Source organism: Terriglobia bacterium (genome assembly GCA_020073185.1).
Classification (GTDB): domain Bacteria; phylum Acidobacteriota; class Terriglobia; order Terriglobales; family Acidobacteriaceae; genus JAIQGF01.
This window is the reverse complement of sequence record JAIQFT010000021.1, coordinates 13,478-34,649: the sequence shown is the minus strand read 5'-3', so window position 1 is coordinate 34,649 and position 21,172 is coordinate 13,478. Positions and strand designations below refer to the sequence as shown.

Genomic DNA, 21,172 nt, shown 5'->3' with positions numbered 1-21,172 from the left:
TCAGTTATCAGCGGGTTCTCGGTTTTCGGTTCTCGGTTGATGAACCCAAGTTATTGGTTAGGATACCGAAAACCGACAACCGTAAACCGACGAACGACAACCTAGTACCCGAGAGCTTTCCCATTATTCCTCGCGTCCGACGCGCCCAGGCGCTCGCCGGTTTTGGGGTTGATCTCGATCACCTCGGCGTCGCCCCACATCCCGCTTGGGTAAATTTTGTCCTCGGTCGCGATCTTGTGTCCCATGTTGCGCAGCAGGTGGAGCGTGTCGGGAGAAAATCCCACGCGCTCCACATAAACCCAATCCGGCTGCCACTGTTGGTGAAAGCGCGGCGCGTTCACCGCCTGCTGCACGTTTAACCCGTAATCAATGATGCCCAGCAGCACATTTACGACGGTGGTAATTATCCGCGGGCCGCCCGGCGACCCCATCACCAGCAGCAGCTTGCCGTTATTGACGATGATGGTGGGCGTCATCGCCGACAGCGGCCGCTTGCCCGGCCCGATGGCGTTCGCCTCTCCCTGGAGCAAGCCAAACAAATTTGGCGCACCCGCCTTGGAAGTGAAGTCGTCCATCTCGTCGTTCAGCAGGAAGCCGAGACCTTCGGCGGTGACGGCGGAGCCAAAGCTATCGTTCAGCGTGGTGGTGACCGCTACCGCATTGCCGTCGGCGTCTACCACCGAGTAGTGCGTGGTGTTGGACGGCTCGGGCGCAAGCGCGAGCGCATGAAGGGACGCGTATCGCTCCAACTCATTGAAAATCTCCGGACGCTTCAGGCCATTGCTGGCGCTGGCCTTGTCGGGATTCACCGACTCGCGCCATGCCGCGCCGTACTTCTTGTCAATCAGTTGCGCCACCGGGATTTTGGCGAAGTCCGGGTCGCCCATGAACTCGGCGCGATCGTAAAACGCACGGCGGAAAGCCTCGATGGTGAGGTGTACCGCCTCGGCCGAACCGGCGCCGTACTTCGTCAAGTCGTAGCCCTCGAGAATGTTCAAAATCTCCAGCAGCGCCACCCCGCCCGATGACGGCGGCGGGGCGCTGTAAATTTCCATTCCGCGATAGCTGCCGTGCACCGGCTCGCGTTCCTTGACCTCATAATCCGCGAGATCCTTGGCGGTGATCAGGCCGCCACCCTTCTGGATTGCGGCCGCCAGTTCGTGCGCCAAGGCGCCGTGGTAGAAATCGTCGGGATTTTTCGCGATGCGCTCCAGGGTCCGCGCCAGCTCCGGCTGCTTGAGGATCTCGCCCTGCTCGTAGTACTTGCCGTCGCGCTGAAAGATGCGCCGCGACTCCGCGAACTCGCCCAGGTGATAGTGCGGGTTGCGCAGGTCTTGCGCGTCTTCATACGAGAGGGCAAAGCCGTCGTGCGCCAGCCGGATCGACGGCGCCATCACCTGCGCCAGCGTCAGCTTGCCGAAGTTCCTCTGAGCGTACGCCATGCCCGCCACCGATCCCGGTACGCCGATCGCCTGGTAGCCCACCAGGCTGGCGTGGGGAATGACGTTGCCCTGCGCGTCGAGGTACATGTTGCGCGTGGCCGCGGCAGGCGCCTTCTCGCGGTAGTCAATGAAATGGAATTTGCCGTTGCTCAGGCGGATGAGCATGAATCCGCCGCCGCCGATGTTGCCCGCCTGCGGGTGCACCACCGCCAGCGCGAAGCCGGTGGCCACGGCGGCGTCAACGGCGTTGCCGCCCTGCTTCATGATCTCCACGCCCGCCTGCGACGCTAACTCGTGCTGGCTGGCGACCATCGCATGTTGCGCATGCGCCGGACGCATCGCCGCCGCCTGCGAGCACACTACCGCCAGCGCCGTGAACGCCAGCACAAGCAATGATCTGCGGTGGAGCGGCATGGGACGTTCTTACCCGCAACGGAATCTTCGAGGCTAGCCTAGGGGGCGACGGAGAGTCAAATAAAGCCACGGTTCGGTAGTGGTGCAGTTTGAAGTTTCGGGGACGAACTGGCGTAAACTGTCCGCATGGCAAAGAAGCGGACAAAAGCCGATAAGTTGCAGCGTAGTTCTGATCGGACCCAAAAGCGTGCCGATGCCCATGAGGACAGGGCCAAAACCAGGAATAAGCGTGAGGACTTCAGCCAAGCCGCTGCGCGGATCGTGAGGGAGGGCGACTAAAGACTAGGCTTCCGATGTGGATTATTTTAGTCTTAGCTCGAACTGGAACCCGGGCTTTTTCCCGTACAGTTCCTGCATCTTCCTCCGCAATTCAGGCATTGTCTGGCAAGTGCTGGCTACGCCAACCACTTTCCAGATGTGCTCAACCAGCTTCTTTAATCCATACTGCTCTGTCAGCCAGCGTATCAAACTGCACCACTACCCACGGTTCGGTACTGAGTGGAATTAGATCAGTACCCACGGTTCCTTATGGAATTACGATCCCAACTGTAACTAATCGGGCTTCCGCCCGTCCAAGCGGGAAAGAGGAAACATGAGTCGTTCAAGACTGCCATGGTCGTTCTAGCCGGGACTATTGCTGGGCTTGCGCTGACGGTCTCCAGAAGCGCTCCGGAGTGCACTTCACCCAGATCCGTGGCGGCGTGTCGGCCAGCGTGACATTCACGAAAATCTTGTTCGCCACGCGGAACAGCAGGCACTCGCCCCATTGCAGACCTTCAGTGGCGCCGGGGAACGAGAGGCAGAGCTGACGGAGAGAATCGAGGTTCATCGTTGCAAGTTCCGAGTTTCGATTTGCGAGTGATCGACCGCTCGCAACTTGGAACTCGCAACTCGGAACTACGCTTGCTCCCGCGCCTCCCCCAGCGTCACCTTCACCTCCATCTTCTTCTGCCCGCGGAAAATGGTGACCGTCACGGTATCGCCGGCGCGGTGATTATTCATAACCTGCGACAGCTCCCGCTGGTCTTCCACCGCCTGGCCGTCGATGGCGACGATCAGGTCGCCGCCGATCATGATCGGCATGTTCCCCAGGTAGGCGCGCTCGGTGCCGCCGCGTAAGCCGGCATGTTCCGCCGCGCTGCCGGGAATCACGTCGTTAATCAACAGCCCGTTATCGGCGGGCAGGTTGAGTTGCGCCGCCAATTCCGGCCCGATCGGGATGGTGTGCACGCCCAGGGCTGGACGCCGCACCCGCCCCAGCGTCACCAGGTCATTGAGGACCGCCTTTGCCGTGTTGATCGGGATGGCGAAACCGATGCCGGCGCTCTGCCCCACGCTGGAAGCGATCAGGGTGTTGATGCCGATCACCTCTCCCCTGGAATTCAGCAGTGGGCCGCCGGAGTTGCCGGGATTGATGGCGGCATCGGTCTGAATGGCCTCGTCAATGCTGGCGCCTCCCGGCTCCTGCACCGAGCGGATGGAACTGACGATGCCGCGCGTCATGGTGCCGCTCAGCCCGAACGGGTTGCCGATGGCGAACACTTTCTGCCCCACCTGCAGCCCGCGCGAGTCCCCCAGCGTGGCCGGGGCAAATCCGCCGCCGTGGATCTGGATGACCGCCAGGTCATGCGCACGATCCACGCCGATCAGGTCAGCCTTGTAGGTCTTGCGGTTATGCAAGGTAACCTCGACCTGCCGGGCGTTGGCGATGACGTGAAAGTTGGTGAGGATATGCCCGTCTTTGTCGAGGATGAAGCCCGAGCCCTGGCCTTCCTCCGGCACCACGCCGTAGAAGAAGTTAAACGACACCGAGCGCGACTTGATGTTGACCACCGAAGGCACGCCCTTCTTGTAGACGGTGACGTTGACCTGCTCCTCGGGATCGAGTTGCTCCGGCCCGGCCGCTTCGGTGAGTTCCAGCTTGCCGGCGTTGCCGCCGAACCAATGCGTGGGCAACATCGGCTCGTGGTGCGAAGTCGTGTAGAAATAAAACGCGCCCACGATTACGAGAGCGAGAAGCAGTACGCGTATTCCTCTCATCGAACACCAGCCATTAGCTCTTAGCCTTTCGTTGTTCAGTTCCAGCCATCCCCGTGATCGCCGATGCGACGGCCGACGGCCAATGGCCAACCGCTAATGGCTAATGGCTAACTGCTTCAGTTCGCGAAACACCACGTCCACCTGGCGCTCCGTTTCCGCCATCGCACCGGAGTTGTCGATCACGTAATCCGCGGCACGGATCTTCTCCTCGTCCGACCGCTGCGCCGCCTGACGCCGCTCCACTTCCTGCCGCGCGGCTTCTTTTGAGATGCCTTGACGCGCGGCAAAGCGCGAAACTTTCTGCTCCGCCCGGCAGGTGACCATGACGATTTTGTCGAAGCGCTTCTGCACCCCGGCTTCGAGGATCAGCGCCGCTTCTACCATCACCACCACGTCGCGATGCCGCGCGCCCTCTTCTTCCATCCACCGGTCCTGGTGGGCGATCACGGCCGGATGCACCAGCCGATTCAGCTCTTCGACGCGGCCGCCGCCAAAGGCCGCCTGTGCCAGCTTCTGCCGGTCGATGGTCCCGTCCTGATGCACGATGTCGCGCCCGAAATGTCGCAGGATTTTCTCGTACACCGGTTGCCCCGGCCGCATGAGCTGGTGCGCGATCTCGTCGGCCTTGATGAGATGGGCCCCGTGCGCGACAAAGATTTCTCCGACCGTGGACTTGCCGCACGCCACGCCGCCGGGTACTGGCGTGATCGCGCCGGCAATTTCGGCCACGTGCGGGGCCACGTCACCGATCAGCGTCGAGCCTTTTTCGGCGAACGTCTTCTCGCGCTTTTCGTTGCCCTTGAAAAACTTCTCGAACTCGGCGCGGTCGGTGATCTTGTTCATGCCCACGTCAATCACGGTTGCGCCCGCACGAACATAATCCTGGTCGATCATGCCGGTGCGGCCCATGGCGCACACCAGGATGTCGGCACGGCGGCAGACGCCCGGCAGGTCGCGCGTCTTGGAATGGCAGATCGTAACCGTGGCGTGATGGTTGGTGAGCAGCATCGCCGTGGGCTTGCCGACGATGTCGCTGCGCCCCACCACCACCGCTTCTGCGCCGATGATCGGGATGTCGCTGCGACGCAGGATCTCGATGATCCCGGCGGGCGTGCACGGCGTCAGCCCCGGGCGCTGCGTCGACAGGAACCCGACGTTCATCGGGTGGAAGCCATCCACGTCCTTGGCGGGATCGACCGCCATCAGCACGCGCTTGGCGTCCACTTGCTGGGGCAGCGGAAGCTGAACCAGGATACCGTCAATCTCCGCGCGCGAGTTGAGGTCGTGCACCAGCGCCAGCAGTTCGTCGGTGCCGCAGGTGTCGGGCGGCGTGTGCTTCTCGCTGTAAATGCCCAGCGCCTCGCATGACTTTACCTTGCCGCGCACGTAAATTTCCGACGCGGGATTGTTGCCCACCAGGATGACCGCTAGCCCGGGATGAACTCCGGCGGCGGTCATTGCTTTCACGTCTTCTCCGACCTCGGACTTGATGGCGGCGGCGATCTTTTCGCCGTCCAGGATTCTGGCAGCCATGATTCCTCACAGACAATTGAAGATAAAGGTTGCAAGACATTGTACTTTAGGCGGTAGGCGCCAGAGCACATGAAGCCACAACGGCGAGAACGGCGTGTAGGACTGGCGCGGGCGATCTCGAAGCTCGGGTACTGCTCCCGCTCGCACGCCGCAGAGATAATTCGGGCCGGGCGAGTGTGCCTGAACGGCAGGCTGCGGCGCGACCCGGAGTCGCCGGTCAGGCTGGAGAAAGATCGCGTCACGATAGATGGCAGGCGGCTCACCGCGAAGGAAAAAGTTTACCTGGTGCTGAACAAACCGCGCACCATGGTGACGACGGCCTCCGACGAGCAGCGGCGCCAAACGGTGTACGCGTGCCTGCCACCGGGATTGCCGTGGGTCGCGCCGGTCGGCCGGTTAGACAAGGCGAGCGAAGGGCTACTGCTGATGACCAATGACTCCGAGTGGGCGGCGCGGATCACGGCGCCGGAGTCGCACCTGGAGAAGACCTACCATGTTCGCATCGGTGCTCTGGCGGACGAGAAGCTGTTGGAGAAGATGCTGGCCGGCGTCGAGAGCGACGGAGAGCGATTGCGCCTGAAGCGCGTCTCCGTGGTTCGCCACAGCCGGCGCAACTCCTGGCTGGAGGTGGTGCTGGACGAGGGCAGGAACCGTCAGATCCGGCGCATTCTGGAGGGGCTGGGCGTGACCGTGTTGCGGCTGATCCGGGTCCGCATCGGGCCGCTGGAGTTGGGCGAGTTAAGGAAGGGAACGGCGCGGAGGTTGACGCGCCAGGAGAAGGAATCATTGGACCGGGCGATGGGGATCACGCGGACGCCAAATCAACCTACTGGTTCACGGAGATTTTGATGATGTTCTTCTGGATCGCGTAAGTGACCAGTTGCGCCTTGTTGTGGATATCGAGTTTGCGCATGAGGTTGAATTTGTGCGCCTCGACGGTTTTCACGCTCAGGTCGAGTAGCACCGCAATTTCCTTCACCGAGTTGCCCTCGGCGAGCAGCTTGAGAATCTCGCGCTCGCGCGGGGTCAGAGTGGAAATGCGCGGGCGCATTTTGGCGTCGCGCACGCGGGCGCGGAAGTCGACCAGCTTGCCGAGCACCTGCTCGCCGAGGTGATTGCCGCCCTTGTAAACATCGCGTACAGCACTGACCAGTTGCGGCGCGGGCGTGTCTTTCAGCACGTAGCCGGTGGCGCCCACTTCCAGGCATTGCGCTAGGTACTCGTCGTCCTCGTACATCGTGAGGAACAGGAGCTTGGTTTCGGGCCGGTTCTTGCGGATCTGGCGCGCCGCCTCGAACGGCGACAGGCCGGGCATCCCGATGTCCATGAGCACGACATCGGGACGAAGCTCGCGCGCTTTTTCCACGGCGTCCCCGGCATCGGGCGATTCGCCCACAACGTCGAAATCCGATTCGCCCTCTAGAAGGCGGCGGACCCCTTGCCGGAGGAGGGTGTGATCGTCCACGAGCAAACATTTGATCTTAGCCATTGGTCGCTACCTGCAACTGTCCCATAAGACGCTGTATGCAATTCTGAGTCCCTTGCGCAACCGGGCGTGCAATTTCTACCCGGTGCACCGACATTTAGTCAGTGGTCGTCGGCCGATGGCGGTCGTGCGAACGTCTGACGACCACGACTTAAAGTCATGAAGGAGAAGCGGGTTACAGGCACAGTTCCCGCGCTCCGCTCAGGACAGGCTCCGTCACCTTCTTTCACGCCCGCCGATCAGCGTCCATGTCCCAGCAATCAGAAGACCGGAAACCCAAACCCAAAACCGAGTGTCGAGAACCAATAAGCCTCCTGCGATCTTCTGATGACCATCGCCGGCCGCCGCCGAACATGGTGCTTCTTCACGGTGACTGCGTCAAAGCCGCGGGAAGAGTTATTTAGTTGGTAACTGTGCGACGCGCGTGGATTCGGGTCTGGCGACTTACTTGTGGTTTAATCCCTTACTTCCATGTTCCGCTTTTTCACCGCCGGGGAGTCGCACGGAGAGGCGTTGGTCGCATTGGTGTCGGGAGTGCCGGCTGGCGTCGGCGTCAAGCAGGAGTTCCTCGACCGCGAGTTATGGCGGCGGCAGCAGGGTTACGGCCGCGGCGGGCGCATGAAGATCGAGCGCGACACGGCGCGCATCTTGTCCGGCGTGCGCCAGGGGAAGACCATCGGTTCGCCGATCGCCATCCTGCTCGAGAACAAGGACTGGAACAACTGGCAGGAATCGCTGCCGGTGGGCGAAGGCGATCCCGCGAAGCATAAGCGTGTCGCATCGCCTCGTCCGGGACACGCCGACTTGGCGGGCGCGCTGAAGTACAACTTTCCGGAAGCGCGCTTCGTGCTGGAACGCTCGTCGGCCCGGGAAACCGCGGCGCGCGTGGCGGCGGGAGCGGTGGCGAAGTTGTTTTTGCGGGAACTTGGGATGGAAGTGTTGAGTCACGTGGTGGCGGTGGGCGCGGTGGCAGTCGGACGCGAGGTGAAGTGGGAAGAACTGGCGCAGCTTCAGGCGCGCGAAGACGTCCTGCTCAACTGCGCCGATGCCGAAGTGGAACCGCGGATGAAAGCGGAGGTGGACAAGGCGACCGAGGCCCGCGATACGGTCGGCGGCGTGTTCGAAGTATGCGCCCACAATGTGCCGCCGGGCCTGGGCACCTACGCCAACTGGGACGAGCGCCTGGACGGGCTGCTGGCCCAGGCAGTAATGTCGCTGCAGGCGGTGAAGGCAGTCGAGATCGGCAGCGGGATTGCGGCCGCGGGCGCTATGGGCTCCGCCGTCCACGATGAAATCGGCTATGTAGGGAAAGGCGGCGCGTTCACTGGCTTCACGCGGACGGCAAACCGCGCCGGCGGCCTGGAAGGCGGCGTGTCGAACGGCGAGGACATTGTCGTGCGCGGATATCTGAAGCCGATCTCGACGCTGCGGCGTTCGCTGCAATCGGTGGATTTCGAAACTCGCCAGCCGGTGAGCGCGGCGTACGAGCGCTCCGACGTGTGCGTGGTGCCGGCGGCGGGCGTGGCGGCGGAGGCGATGGTCGCGCTCACCCTGACGCGCTGCGCGGTGGAGAAATTCGGCGGAGATTCGATGGGCGAAACAAGAAGAAACTATGAAGCCTACATCGAGCAACTAAGGCGCTATTGAATGAATATGAGAATCAACGTTGTCTTTACAATCCTCTTCACGATCGTTGCTATTCCACTTTTCGCTCAATCTCCCCAAAAGGTGACGTTCAAGGTCAACATAGTCCGAATTCCCAACGCCCCTGTTCATATTGTGGAGCTCCTCTCGCCGGTCGAGCGCCCCTATGATGGACCGAGGGTCAAAGTGCGCAACGAAACGAACAAAGCTGTCGCGGGATTTATGATCGTCTATGTCGTTACAGTACCGCCAGGGTGCCCCACGCAAAGCGACACTCTGCAACCGGGATTTCTTAGCGGTTCGAGGTTGGAGTCCACAGCGTTGCGACCAAAAGCAACGGAGATCGCGCGGGAGACTGTCCCACCAAGTGCGTTTGTGAAAGACTTCGAGACTCTTCACGCTGCATACATTCATGTGCAGGTCGCAGTTACCAAGGTGGTTTTCGCCGACGGTTCGGAGTGGCAAGACAACACCCCCGGGACTAATCGCGTTTTTGATGACCGTCTGCTCAAGGCTGATCCCTGCCCCGTGCCAACTGGCACACCGGGTGTCGAGAAGATCGTTGGTGTTCGTTACTTTGACCCGGACACCTCACACCCAGGCGCTCGGATCGACCTTCAACCAGACGGGTATACCTACACCTGCTCAATCCGGGATGGAAATGCGTACTGTCCCATCGACTGGCGATCCCACCCCTCGTCGGAAGCGAAACAATGATTTACCCGATCGTGAAGTTAGGCGACCCGGTACTGGACAAGCCGGCGGCGACGGTCACGGTCTTCGACGACGAGCTGCAGAAGCTGCTCGACGACATGTTCGAATCCATGTACGCGGCGCGCGGCGTCGGGCTGGCCGCGCCGCAGATCGGCATTTCCAGGCGCATCGCCGTGATTGATATCACCTTCAAAGAGGACCCGAACGCCAGGCTGGTGCTGATCAATCCGGAGATCATCCGCACCGAGGGGCGGCACACCCAGCAGGAAGGGTGCCTCAGCCTGCCCGAGTTTCGCGAGAACGTCACCCGGCCTCGCGTGGTGACGGTTCGTGCGCAGGACGCCAAGGGCAACTGGTTCGAAAAAACCGGCGAGGACCTGCTGGCGCGCGCGCTCCAGCACGAGACCGACCACCTGAACGGGAAGCTCTACATCGCGCACATTTCGGCGCTCAAGCGCGACCTGATCAAGCGCAAGGTGCGCAAGCTGATCAAGCAGGGGGAATGGAAGTAGTTGGTAATTTCGTAATTTGGTTTTTAGTAATTGCAAGTTGATGCCGCTGGTCGAACCTCTCCAAATTACCCAATTACCCAATTGCCAAAATGGACGTAATCTTCTGCGGTACCCCGCAATTCGCCGTGCCCACGCTGCAGGCGCTGGTCAACGCCGCCGGATTCCGCGTGCGCCTGGTGGTCACCCAGCCCGATCGGCCCAGCGGACGCGGCATGGAAATCGCCGTGCCGCCGGTGAAGCAGCTCGCCCAGAAGCTGGGCATCGAAGTCACGCAGCCGGACAAGATCAAGAACAATCTGGAATTTCGTGCTCAGCTGGAGCAGATCAAGCCCGAGGCGATTGTGGTGGTCGGCTACGGGCGGATCATTCCGCAGTGGATGATTGACCTGCCGCCACTGGGCAACATCAACCTGCACGGCTCGCTGCTGCCGAAATATCGTGGCGCCGCGCCGGTGCAGTGGGCCATCGCGATGGGCGAGACTGTCACCGGAATAACCACCATGCAGATCGACGCCGGCCTCGACACGGGCGACATCTTGCTGCAGCGCGAGCTGCCTATTCCGCCGGAAGACACGGCCGAAACACTGGCGCCGCGGCTGGCGGAGATTGGCGCCAAGCTGATGGTCGAGACGCTGCCCGGTCTCAAGGCGGGTACAATCACGCCGCGCAAGCAAGACAATTCGCAAGCGTCGCTGGCGCCGATCCTCAAGAAAGAAGACGGCCTGATTGATTTCCGGCGCAGGGCGCGCGAAATCTGGAACCGCCTGCGCGGATTTCAGCCCTGGCCGGGCGCGTACACCACGTTCCGCGGGCGGATTTTGCATGTGTGGGAGGCGCGGCCGGTGGGGGAGTCGGGAGTCGGGAGTCAGGAGTCAGCGCACGAGCCCGGCGAGCTAAGAGTGGACAAGGACCGGTTATTCGTCGCGTGCGGCGAGCGCACCGCGCTGGAATTGTTAATCGTGCAGCCGGAAGGCAAGAAGCGCATGCCGGCGCGGGATTTTGTGCACGGGTATCATCCGAAAACCGGGGAGCACCTCGGATCGGTAGACAAATTGACCACGGATTCCCAAGGATGAACGCGGATCAGTTTTTCCCTTGTTTTTATCCGTGTCGATCCGTGGAAATCCGTGGTTGACTTCTCCCTCACGATGCCTTCCCCTTCGCGCGAAGCCGCGTTCGACATCCTGCTCCGCGTCGAGCAGGAGCAGTCGTATGCCTCTGAACTGCTGCACTCCGACCGCCTCGACAAGCTCTCTCCGCAAGACCGCAACCTTTGCACTGAACTGGTGATGGGCACGCTGCGTTGGCGCTCGCGGCTTGACCTGGCAATTGCCGCCGACTCCTCGCAGCCGATGAACAAGCTCGATCCCGAAGTGCTTACCGCGCTCCGCCTGGGCGCATATCAGATCGGCTTTCTGCGTCTGCCGGCGCGCGCCGCGGTGAACGAGAGCGTCGAACTGGTAAAGCGCGCGCGGCGGCGCTACTCGGTGTCGTTCGTCAACGCCGTGCTGCGCAAGCTGGCGGCCAAGCCCGATCTCATCGAGCCGCGGCTCTCGCTGGGTCCCAAGACCGCCGTGGATTTGGCGGAGCTGTACGCGCATCCGCGGTGGGTGGTCGAGCGATGGGCCTCACGTTACGGGCTCGAAGCGGCGGAGAAGATCTGCGCTTTCGACCAGCAGGTACCCGAGACCGCGCTGCGCCTGCGCGATCCCGCCGCGGAAGAGGAATTGCATCGCGAGGGAATCGAGCTGAAGCCGGGGGTGCTGCTCGGCTCGGCGCGCCGGGTCGTCAAAGGCGACGTGACCCACACGGCGGCATTCCGCGACAAGCGCGTCGCCATCCAGGACGAGGCCTCGCAACTGGTGGCGCTGCTGGTGGGAAGCGGCGAGCGGCTGCTGGACTGCTGCGCTGCGCCCGGCGGCAAGACGGCCATGATTGCCGAGCGCAATCCGCAAGCGGAAATCATCGCCACTGACATTCATCCCCATCGGGCGGCCCTGTTGCAAGAGCGATTGGCCACCATGCCCAACGTCACCGTCATCGCCGCGGACGCGACCGGGCTTCCCGTCTGGGGCGGCTTCGACCGCGTGCTCGCAGACGTTCCCTGCTCCGGCACCGGAACACTGGCGCGCAACCCTGAGATCAAGTGGATGCTCACCACGGACGATCTCGCCGAGCTGCAGGCGCGCCAGGCGGCGATCCTCGCCGCGGTGATGACGCACGTGCGCCGCCGTGGGCGCCTGGTCTATTCCACTTGCTCGCTGGAGTCGGAAGAAAATGCGCAGGTTATCGAGGAGGCGCTGCAGTCGCAGTCCGAATTCCGCGTGATGAATTGCCGCAGCGAGTTGGAGCGGTTGCTAGACTCGCGCGAGCTGGCGTGGCTGGACATCGCCTCGCTGCTCGACGGCCCCTACTTGCGTACGATTTCCGGCGTGCACCCCTGCGACGGCTTCTTCGCCGCGATCCTGGAAAACGTTGGTCACTGATCGCCTCGAACTCACACGGATCAAGCAAAGGACGGGTTTTCCCGATCCGAGTTCACCCATGGTTGATCATTTCGCGACTTCCACCGTCACGCTGCTGCCCGCCGCAATCTTCTGCCCCGCCGCGGGAAACTGCTTGATCACCATCGCCGGCCCGCCGCCGCTGGTGGCCGTGGCATCCACGGCGGCGGTGTGCACGCTGCCCAGCTTCAGCCCGGCGTCCCGGATGCTGCGCACGGCATCGGAGAGCTGCCGTCCAACCAGGTTCGGCATCACAAACGCCCGCGGCTCCGGCGGCAAAGCAAACAGCAGGTTTACCTTGGGCGTCGCCACGCCCACCGCCTCCGGCGGCGGACTTTGCGCGATCACCTGGTCTTCCGGTTGGTCGGGCAAATGGGCGTAGGCGGCTCCCGGCTCCAGTCCACGACGGCGCAGGTTGATCTCGGCGGCGCGGCTGCTCATGCCGACAACGTCGGGAATCTCCACGTGCTGTTGTCCCAGACTTTGCGCCAGCCGCACCCGCCATCCGCGGCGCACCTTCTCGCCCGCGTACGGCACCTGCGACATGATGCGGCCCTCTGGAACGTCGGTGCTGTAGAAATGATTTTCGATTTCGGTGAGCAGCCCGTTCTGCAGCGCCAGGCGCTCGGCCTGCTGCGGCGTCAGGCCCACAAGTTTCGGCACTACGACTTGGCGCCCGTGGATGGCAACCCGCATCGCCGTCAAAGCCGAGATCAAGGCGACGATCAGCAGCACCAGTCCGAGCAGAAGGAATCGAAAAAAGCCGCGCATCGAGGATGTTTGATTCTACTGCGGAACGGAACACTCCCCAAGCTCTTGCGACCCCAAACCCGCGTCAGTGTCGGGTTCACCGTGGAAGCGCGCGGCTTCAGCCGTGCAAAATCAAGCCGCAGGAAGGATGCGGCTTTAGCCGCTGTGGAGCATGCCCGACCCGCAGCGCACGTGCGCTTTCTAGTGGCTTTCTCCGTCCCCCGGCCGAAAATCCGGCGTGTCCACTTTCGCGGCGGCGTTGCGCGGTATGCCGGGCGGCAGGGCGAAGTCTTCCTGGTCGCGTCCCTTGAGCGCCACCTTCATAAAATCGATCCAGATGGGCAGCGCGGCCAGCGCCCCGGTTTCTTTCTTGCCCAGGGTTTTCTTTTCGTCGTAGCCTACCCACACTCCGCAGGCGATCGAGGGAGAGAAGCCCACGAACCAGGCGTCGGTGAAGTCGTTGGTGGTGCCGGTCTTGCCGGCCAGCGGATGGTTGAGCTTGCTGGCCTGGAACGCGGTGCCGTGCAGCACCACCTCGCGCAGCAGCGAGGTCATGATGCGCGCCGTGCGCGGGCTGATGACGTCCTTCACGTCGGGAAAGTTCTCTTCCATGATCCGCCCGTCGTAATCGGCCACCTTGCGAATATATCGCGGTACGACACGAACGCCATCGTTAGGAAACGTGGTGAACCCCGACACCTGCTCCATCAGCGTCAGGTCGGCTGCTCCCAGGGCGAGCGGCAACACCGGCGGCAGCGGCGAGGTAATGCCGAACTTGCGCGTGTACTCGATGACCTTGTGGATGCCGACCTTCGCCGCCGTCTTCAGCGCCGGGATGTTGCGCGACTGCGCGATCGCCCGCCGCAGCGTGATGTTGCCCTCGAACTTGCCGTCGTAATTGTGCGGCGAGTAAGCGCCGGAAGCGGTCATGAACGTCACCGGCGCGTCCAGGATGATGTCGTCGGGTGTGGCGCCGTCGTCGATGGCCGCCGTGTACACGTACGGCTTGAACGAGGAGCCCACTTGCCGCATCGCCTGCGTGGCGCGGTTGAACTTCGATTCATCGTAATCGCGTCCGCCGACCATGGCCTTGATATCGCCGCTGGCATTGTCAATCGCCAGCAGCGCGCCTTGCGTGCCCGAATCCTGTTCCAGCGAAACTTTCGAGTTGCCGGTGCCGGCGAGCGACAACACCTTCACGTATACGATATCGCCGCGGGAGAGAATTTCCTCCGGCGACTTGTGTGCCGTCCACGCCATGTCGGCAGGCGCGATCGGGGCGGTGTAACGCCCGAACTTAACGGTTGCGTACGACCCCTTGACCCCAGTGACCAGCGCATGCACGTAGCTGCCCGGCGCCAGGGGCTCGTCCCAGTCCGCGTGCTGGTACTTATCAATGTCCAGCCCGGCGGCGACCATGTTGGGCAGGTTCCCCTTCCATCCGTGGCGGCGTTCGTACGCGGCCAGCCCGTCCAGGACCGCTTTGTTCGCCGCCTCCTGCATCTCCTTGTTCAGCGTCGTGTACACCCGCAACCCGCCCTGGTGGACCTCGTCGGCGCCGTACTTCTTCTCCAAGTAGCGCCGGACCTCCTCGACGAAATACGGCGCCAGCGAATTCGGGTCGCTCTGGATGCGCAACAGGATGGGCATGGACTTGGCGCGCGCCGCCTGCTCGGCGGTGATCTTTCCGTCTTCCAGCATGGCGTTGAGCACCAGGTTGCGCCGCCGTGCCGAGCGCTCCGGGTTATTCAGAGGCGAGTAGTAATTCGGCGCTTTCGGGAGTCCGGCGAGCAGCGCCGCTTCGTCCAGCGTCAGGTCCTTGGCATGTTTGCTGAAATAAAGCTGCGAGCCGGCTTCGAACCCGTACGCCCCGTGCCCGAGAAAAATCTGGTTGGCGTAGAGCGCGAAGATTTGTGGCTTGGTGAACCGCCGCTCGATCTGGATGGCCAGCATGATCTCCTGGATCTTGCGGTGGAAGCTGCGCTCCGGCGTCAGGAACAGGTTGCGCGAAAGCTGCATGGTGAGCGTGGAGCCGCCCTGGGCTTTCTGCCCGAGCGCAATGTCCTTATAGGCGGCGCCGAGAATGCGCCAGAAATTCACGCCCCAATGCTTTTCAAAATCCTTGTCCTCGACGGAGATGATGGCGTCGCGCAGCACCTTGGGAAAGTCTTCGTAGCTGACCAGGATGCGCCGCTGCAGCGCGAATGAGCCGATCACGCGACCCTGGTCGTCATATAGTTCGGTGATGGTCGAGGGATGATAACGTTGCAACTCGTCGACCTCGGGCAGGTCGGTGGAGTAAACCAACAGCAGCCCGCCGAAGGCCCCAATCAGCGCGGACGCCACCACCAGCAGGGCGAACACCACGCGTCCTACCAGCCTGGTCCCGGCGACCTCGACCGGCGGCAGCTGGTCATAAATCGGCTTCATGGAAATTCAACGAAGGCGCGAAATCAGAATAGCACGGCCGCAACAAGAAGGATGACGCTAGGTCAGACACACGATGTCGACCTGACGCGCCGCATCCTCGAGCCCTCCTCCCCTGAGGATCAGCTTGCCGTTGAAAAAGACGGGGCACAGACGGAAGGACGCACCATACCCACACGCCATCCGTTGCAAGACTTTCCTGTTGGTATTGTTGCAGTCGCCGTCCCGTCTCTTTATCACTCAGCCACCTCCCCGGCCGCCTCGGCCTGCCTGACGGCATCGCCGAACGAAAAGCTTACCGGCACTTCCGGCAACGCCGTGACCGGGTGAACCACCTCCCGCGGGGTCGGCGGAATGGGCGCCGGTTTGACCGCCCGCGCCAGCGACATTCTCCAGGTCGCTTCCAGGAATCCGCCGCGCTGGGGCAAAGCCTCGCAAGCGGTCGCCATGAGCTGGCGCAGGATCTCCTCGTAGCGCTTGGGTGCTTCATCGGCGGCGAGCTCATTGGCCGACGGCGACGAGGCCAGATACTCCGGCTTCCCGACCAGGAACGCAATCCGTTGTTCCGGACTCTCGGCCTTCATGTCCCGGCAAAGCTCCTCGGTGGCGCCGTTTTCATGGCGCAGGTCAAACAGAACCAAGTCGTAGGTGTCCGGGTGCCACAGCATGCGCGCGTCGCCAATGTGATTCGCGCAAACCACTTCCAGCCCGTGCTTCCGCAGGACGTTGGCGCGCAGGTTGTTCTTGGGACTGCGAGTTACCACCATCAGGACTAGCTTCTTGCCGGTGCAGAGGCTGGCTGCTCGTACCGCAGGCGGTCGCTTCATACACTTCACTCCTGTATCGCTCGGGGCCGGCCGGTTGACGTGCTTAAAGGGTGGACGTGGGACGCTGTCTCGGGATGAAAGCCGCTTAATGGCGAAGGCGCAAGGATGGGATCTGGTGTGTCTTCGACTCAAGTGCTGTCTTCATTGTACGCGAAGTGCGGTCCATCCTGACCTTAATTCACGCCGATGTAAGCCAACTCAGGAAAGAAAAAACCCGGCCGCTAGTGGCCGGGCCGCACAGATTCATCGTATTGATTTCTACTTGCCCGCGCTGGCCACCTTCGCGTCGCGGTTCTTCAGCACCTCGATGGCACGCTTGAGTTGCTCGTCATTCTGCAGAGTGCGCTGCTTCTTGCCTTGGTCGGGTGGCGCCGAGTTGTCTTCGTCATCCGGTAGCACGAAGTCGTCGTTGTTGTCGGCCACCAGGATATTCGGTGTGATCGCCGTGTCCTGGATCGCCTTGCCATTGGGCGTGTAGTACTTTGCAACCGACAGAATCAGCGCCGAACCGTCAGGCATCTCGATCACCTTCTGCACCGAACCCACGCCGAAGGTCTTGTCGCCGAGTACGTCGCCGCGCGCATTTTCCAGGATGGCGGCCGCCGCGACCTCCGCCGGCCCCGCGGTACCGCGGTTCACCATCACCACCAGTGGCAACCCCGTGACCACCTTATTCAGGTCGGCGTTGAACGTCTCGCGCGGATAGCGCTGCCCCTGCAGGGAAGCAATGACGCCGTGGTTCAGGAACAGGTTCGCGGTCGCGATGCCTTCCTGCATGTCGCCCTCGGCGCAGTCGCGCAGGTCGAGAATGATCTTCTTTGCCCCCTTCTGCTGGTCTGCCTTGAGCTTGTTCGAAATCTCCTGCGCCTTGCCCTTGTTGAACGCGTCCACCTTGATGTAGATGATCCCGTCCTCCAGGCTCTTGTCGGTCACCGGCGGGATGGTGACCAGGTTGCGCGTGATCGTCACCTTCTGAGGTTCCGCCCTGCGCGCGCGCACCACCGAAACGTTGACGTTCGAACCCGGCTCGCCTGCCAGCAACGACTGGACTTCCACCAGCGACATCTCGCGCGTGGTGCGGCCCTCGATGGCCTCAAAGATGTCGCCACTCTCGATACCTGCCTTGTCGGCCGGCCCGCCGGGGATGACCGAGATCACCGCGGCATAGCCGAAGCGCTTGGAAATCGCGGCCCCGATCTGCCCCCTGGCATCGCCCTTGCGCGAACGGTACTTCTTGTACTCGGCCGGGGTCAGGTAGCTGGAGTTTGGGTCGAGCGATTCCAGCAACCCGTGCAGTGCTCCGTCGGTGACCTGCGGGATGTTGGGCTCCTCGACGTACTCGCTGCGAATGCGCGACAGCACTTCGCTGTACACGCCCAACTGGCGATATGCTCCGTCGTTGGAGGCAGCGCGCACGCCCAGCCCGCCCGCGATCGTGAACAGCACGATTGCGATGGAAACGCTCAGAATTACCGCCTTAACCTTCTTGGACATGAAACTCCGCCACCTGCGATTCGGGTGAGATTGCTAACGAGCCGCGACAGCTCATTATACCCGTGTTTGGATGCTGGACAGGAGCGTAGAGGCGCGCTCTTTTGTCCCTGTCCTTTCGCGACCATGGGCGGCGCCGGTGCGCCGCGGTTTGACACTGTTTCCACGCGCCTCTTAGAATCGTAAGCGGCCTCCTGTTGGCGCGCCGCTGGGCGCGACTTCCTATGTGGCGGTGTAGCTCAGGTGGCTAGAGCGAGGGTCTCATAATCCCTAGGTCGTTGGTTCGAGTCCAACCGCCGCCACCATCCCCAACCCCTTGGGAATGAGAGTAGTGCCAGAAAATCGCGGCACTCGTGTTGAATGTGATTTCGGCGCGGCGTTAGCGGCGCCGATCTTCTGCGTCCTGCGCCTCAGTTCGCCACCGAGCCGAGAATCTGGAGAATGGATTCTAGCTGCCCCACGTTCCTGTAGTCGGCATCGTTCTCGGTGATGAACTCGATCCCGTACGTGTAGCCGGCACGATTCCGAACGAAGCCCCTGGCCCTGATAGGCTGCCCTGCGTAGGGCGGTGTGAACTCGACCGCAACTACCTCGTCGATAGACAGTTCGACCCCAGCAAAGACGGCCATCCCGCCGCGGTTCAGTTCTCTGCCACGACCGGGCACAATGGCCACCTTCGTGGGTCGCTGGGCGATCAGGCGAACGGGGACATCGATTCTGTAGCGCGCCCATCGGCGGACTGGCTCATAGCCTTGTTGAGGCAGAATGACTTGGATACCCATAACCGTTCCTTACAACTTACGCCTTCCCCGAGGCACCGGAAGATTACGGAAGTGATGACACTGCGAGATTCACGCCCCATCGGCGACCCCACGCCGCGCCTCCAAGCGGTGCAGTAAGGCCACCCTGCACCTGCACTAATGTTGGGGAATTGACGCACGCTGGAAACCGTCGTACAAGATGCTCTATGTCCGGGCGGATTCCAGCACGCATTCCTCCCCGCAGCACGGAATTTTCCTCTGCGACCCAAGCCTGCCGCCACCTGCTGCAAAACGCCCGCTCGCCGGCGGGACGATTTATTCCACTCACCGCAGCCGATGTAGATTTGCAACTAGCCCAACAAGGATTTTTCTTGAGCCAGCGCGATGTAGAGGGATTGCTGCGCGAACTGGCTGTTGCTGGCGATGCCATTGAGATCGACGCGGCAGCGGGGTTTCGGTGGAGCGGGCGAGGGGCATAGCTCTTCCTGAAGATACAGCAAGTCTGCTTGGGCCGTTGGGTTAGTGCGCCATTTTGGGAATCAAAATCGACTACTTCAACCGTTGCGGTTGCACTGCTGGATTGAAGAAGCAGTAAGATCATCTTGGACTGGGCGTTCGGACACGGTCTGGTCACTCATGGGGTCGGATGACCCTTTACGCCGGTTGGATATCTGGCGCGTCTTCGCAATGAACGAGTGAGCGGCCATCCAGCGCCCGGTTTTCTCCCCATGCTTGCGACGGTTCTGCCCAGCCTCTGACTGCCGCAGACCATTAGGGGGCAGTATGGTGATCGGAGCAGCGTTCCTCCGGGTGGACGATCCCAGCCTCTTGCTCATCGCCGCCCTAGTCATCCTCGCGGGCGGAATAATCGCGTACCTCGACGACCGCATAGCAAGACGGAAGCCACAAGACGAGCAGGAACAGCCTCGCCGCGCAGCTTAGAGGTGTCACTGCCACGAGCGATCCTCTGACTGCCCCATCCGGTCACCAATTGCCGCTGTTTACCTTAGCCTCCCACCCTGGAAACAAATCCTTCCGCTCGTGAACAATTTTCACCCCTGCAGCAGGGCGGGCTTCTGGAAAGAACTGTGAATCTGGCCTCGTAGCCCCGCAAGCTGTTCGCGACAAGCTTCGACCTCGGTGGGAAGCGGCGTGGCTGTGCCACACCGAGCTTTTGGCACGTTGGATGCTGTTGGTTCCCAAGAGCGGATTCTTCCGCCGCAAGCAACTCAAAGACTTTTGAGGAGGGAGCCCCGTGTCCGGACGATACCCAATTATCCTCTGCATTGACAATAGCTTGGGAGGATCGGGGCAGCAGAGGCTGCTCCAACGCCACGGCTATAAAGTGATAACCGTGACCAGCGAGCGCGAAGGTTACTCAGTGCTCAGGAAGAAACCGGTTGATGCCATCATCCTCGACCTCGAAGCGCCCGGAATGGGGCCTGGCGCCGCGGTGCGCCGTATGAAGGACATCAAGCCTCACGTCCCCGTACTGCTGGTATGCCATTCCGCGAGCATTCCCCTCGGCAAATTCTCGGCAGCAGACGCAGTAGTGCCGAAAAACGATGTGCCCGCCCGGCTGCCAGAGGTTCTCGACCACCTGCTCAACGTTCGTTTTCCGTTCTTTGATCGCTGGTTCGGGAATTGGAAGCACCGCGATTCCGCTTGATGCTGTGTTTACTCAGGCGCGGTCGGGTGCGTTGTAGCTGGGCTGCTCTCGGTTCTCGGGCTCAATTCGGTGGCATATGTTGGCGCAGCCATTGTGACGACAATCACATCACCGGTGTGACGAAGTTTTTTATGGTGTCAGCAGCTTAAGCGAATAGAAGTTTCTTGCCGCGCTTGGCAAGTTATTCACGAGTGTCACTAATCTACCCGACTTGCCACCGAACGCCGCCGGAGCCTTTTCCTACCGCAATAGCACATGGGCGAAGTTGGGGCCATCGAGCAGAGAGCGGATTTCGTCGGATAGCGGAAGCGCCATGGACACCGCCCTTGTGCGGAAAATTTGAACCGATCTATCAGTTCCATTGGACTTGGCGATGCAAGGTCATGCGCCGCCCTGCAACTGCTGTGCGAGGTAGTTGGCAATGCCCATTTCCTCGATGGAATGAACTTGGGCCTCCAGGTAGTCCGCGTGCCGCTCTTCGTCCTGAATCATTCGCTCGAATAAAACCTTGGAACCTTCGTCCCTGGCCTCGAAACAGATCTTCACGGCTTGGTTGTATTGGCTCACCGCATCCTGTTCGTCCTTGAGGTTAATGGCCATTTGCTGCTGCACGTTGCTGCCGAGTTGCGGTTTTAGCCCAACCTCGATGGCGGGTGTGCCGCCGAGAAAAATAATGCGCTCGGTCAGTCCCTCGGCGTGCTTCATCTCCTCGATGGCTCGTGCTTTGGTGCGGTCGCCAAGCTGCTTGTAGCCCCAGTGTTGGCACATCTCGGACTGGGTCATGCATTGCACGATAGCCGTTAACTCTGCGCTCAGAGCCGCATTCAACTGCTCAATCACTTTCTCGCTTCCGCGCATCGCTCGCTCCGTCCGATATGAATGCTGGATTCGCCAGCATTTTACATCGAAGCTGCTTCACGGGCCGATGCGCTGAGGACACGCGAGGCTACCAGCGGCC

Annotated in this window: 19 protein-coding genes and 1 tRNA gene; 9 read left to right on the top strand and 11 right to left on the bottom strand. The window is 61.7% G+C overall.

The window, feature by feature from the left end:
- Positions 1–101: 101 nt before the first annotated feature.
- The 4 genes from ggt to coaE all read right to left on the bottom strand — a co-directional run bounded on the left by ggt (position 102) and on the right by coaE (position 5,429).
- On the bottom strand, positions 102–1,856 hold the full coding sequence (gene ggt / locus LAN64_09700; GenBank protein MBZ5568108.1) for a gamma-glutamyltransferase: 1,755 nt from the start codon (positions 1,854–1,856) through the stop codon (positions 102–104).
- A gap of 631 nt (positions 1,857–2,487) precedes the next feature.
- A complete protein-coding gene (locus tag LAN64_09695) occupies positions 2,488–2,685 on the bottom strand; it encodes an MmcQ/YjbR family DNA-binding protein (protein ID MBZ5568107.1) in 198 nt (65 codons plus the stop codon).
- Between the two features lie 68 nt (positions 2,686–2,753).
- Positions 2,754–3,896: a trypsin-like peptidase domain-containing protein gene (locus tag LAN64_09690; protein ID MBZ5568106.1), complete on the bottom strand. Its 1,143-nt coding sequence runs from the start codon at positions 3,894–3,896 to the stop codon at positions 2,754–2,756.
- A gap of 93 nt (positions 3,897–3,989) precedes the next feature.
- Complete coding sequence (gene coaE, locus LAN64_09685; protein ID MBZ5568105.1) at positions 3,990–5,429, bottom strand: dephospho-CoA kinase; 1,440 nt, start codon at positions 5,427–5,429, stop codon at positions 3,990–3,992.
- Between the two features lie 69 nt (positions 5,430–5,498).
- Between coaE and LAN64_09680 the strand changes: the two genes are divergently transcribed.
- On the top strand, positions 5,499–6,278 hold the full coding sequence (locus LAN64_09680) for an rRNA pseudouridine synthase (GenBank protein ID MBZ5568104.1): 780 nt from the start codon (positions 5,499–5,501) through the stop codon (positions 6,276–6,278).
- Here LAN64_09680 and LAN64_09675 read toward each other — a convergent pair.
- Positions 6,256–6,909 (bottom strand): response regulator transcription factor, encoded by a 654-nt coding sequence (locus LAN64_09675; protein ID MBZ5568103.1) that lies wholly within the window; start codon positions 6,907–6,909, stop codon positions 6,256–6,258. The genes LAN64_09680 and LAN64_09675 overlap by 23 nt on opposite strands.
- A gap of 477 nt (positions 6,910–7,386) precedes the next feature.
- Between LAN64_09675 and aroC the strand changes: the two genes are divergently transcribed.
- The 5 genes from aroC (at position 7,387) to rsmB (ending at position 12,271) form a co-directional block, all read left to right on the top strand.
- Complete coding sequence (gene aroC, locus LAN64_09670) at positions 7,387–8,562, top strand: chorismate synthase (protein ID MBZ5568102.1); 1,176 nt, start codon at positions 7,387–7,389, stop codon at positions 8,560–8,562.
- The gene (locus tag LAN64_09665) at positions 8,563–9,276 is read left to right on the top strand and encodes a hypothetical protein (GenBank protein MBZ5568101.1); all 714 of its coding nucleotides are present in this window, start codon (positions 8,563–8,565) and stop codon (positions 9,274–9,276) included.
- Positions 9,273–9,785 (top strand): peptide deformylase, encoded by a 513-nt coding sequence (gene def / locus LAN64_09660; protein MBZ5568100.1) that lies wholly within the window; start codon positions 9,273–9,275, stop codon positions 9,783–9,785. Before LAN64_09665 ends, def begins: the two co-directional genes overlap by 4 nt.
- Positions 9,786–9,874: 89 nt before the next feature.
- On the top strand, positions 9,875–10,861 hold the full coding sequence (gene fmt / locus LAN64_09655) for a methionyl-tRNA formyltransferase (GenBank protein ID MBZ5568099.1): 987 nt from the start codon (positions 9,875–9,877) through the stop codon (positions 10,859–10,861).
- Positions 10,862–10,912: 51 nt separating this feature from the next.
- Positions 10,913–12,271: a 16S rRNA (cytosine(967)-C(5))-methyltransferase RsmB gene (gene rsmB / locus LAN64_09650; protein MBZ5568098.1), complete on the top strand. Its 1,359-nt coding sequence runs from the start codon at positions 10,913–10,915 to the stop codon at positions 12,269–12,271.
- Between the two features lie 66 nt (positions 12,272–12,337).
- Here rsmB and LAN64_09645 read toward each other — a convergent pair whose 3' ends face one another.
- From LAN64_09645 to LAN64_09630, 4 genes are all read right to left on the bottom strand, one after another.
- Positions 12,338–13,060, bottom strand: coding sequence for a PASTA domain-containing protein (locus LAN64_09645; GenBank protein ID MBZ5568097.1), 723 nt, complete (start codon positions 13,058–13,060; stop codon positions 12,338–12,340).
- Positions 13,061–13,240: 180 nt separating this feature from the next.
- The gene (locus LAN64_09640) at positions 13,241–15,469 is read right to left on the bottom strand and encodes a PBP1A family penicillin-binding protein (protein ID MBZ5568096.1); all 2,229 of its coding nucleotides are present in this window, start codon (positions 15,467–15,469) and stop codon (positions 13,241–13,243) included.
- 233 nt (positions 15,470–15,702) lie between these two features.
- Positions 15,703–16,293: a hypothetical protein gene (locus LAN64_09635; GenBank protein ID MBZ5568095.1), complete on the bottom strand. Its 591-nt coding sequence runs from the start codon at positions 16,291–16,293 to the stop codon at positions 15,703–15,705.
- Positions 16,294–16,551: 258 nt separating this feature from the next.
- A complete protein-coding gene (locus LAN64_09630; protein MBZ5568094.1) occupies positions 16,552–17,787 on the bottom strand; it encodes a PDZ domain-containing protein in 1,236 nt (411 codons plus the stop codon).
- Between the two features lie 225 nt (positions 17,788–18,012).
- Between LAN64_09630 and LAN64_09625 the strand changes: the two genes are divergently transcribed.
- Positions 18,013–18,089: transfer RNA gene (locus tag LAN64_09625), tRNA-Met, on the top strand.
- Between the two features lie 105 nt (positions 18,090–18,194).
- On the opposite strand, the gene LAN64_09620 is transcribed toward LAN64_09625, so the two are convergent.
- Positions 18,195–18,566: a PilZ domain-containing protein gene (locus LAN64_09620; GenBank protein ID MBZ5568093.1), complete on the bottom strand. Its 372-nt coding sequence runs from the start codon at positions 18,564–18,566 to the stop codon at positions 18,195–18,197.
- 762 nt (positions 18,567–19,328) lie between these two features.
- Here LAN64_09620 and LAN64_09615 point away from each other — a divergent pair.
- Positions 19,329–19,487 (top strand): hypothetical protein, encoded by a 159-nt coding sequence (locus LAN64_09615; protein MBZ5568092.1) that lies wholly within the window; start codon positions 19,329–19,331, stop codon positions 19,485–19,487.
- Between the two features lie 313 nt (positions 19,488–19,800).
- On the top strand, positions 19,801–20,214 hold the full coding sequence (locus LAN64_09610) for a response regulator (protein MBZ5568091.1): 414 nt from the start codon (positions 19,801–19,803) through the stop codon (positions 20,212–20,214).
- A gap of 381 nt (positions 20,215–20,595) precedes the next feature.
- Here LAN64_09610 and bfr read toward each other — a convergent pair whose 3' ends face one another.
- On the bottom strand, positions 20,596–21,072 hold the full coding sequence (gene bfr / locus LAN64_09605) for a bacterioferritin (GenBank protein MBZ5568090.1): 477 nt from the start codon (positions 21,070–21,072) through the stop codon (positions 20,596–20,598).
- Between the last annotated feature and the right edge of the window lie 100 nt (positions 21,073–21,172).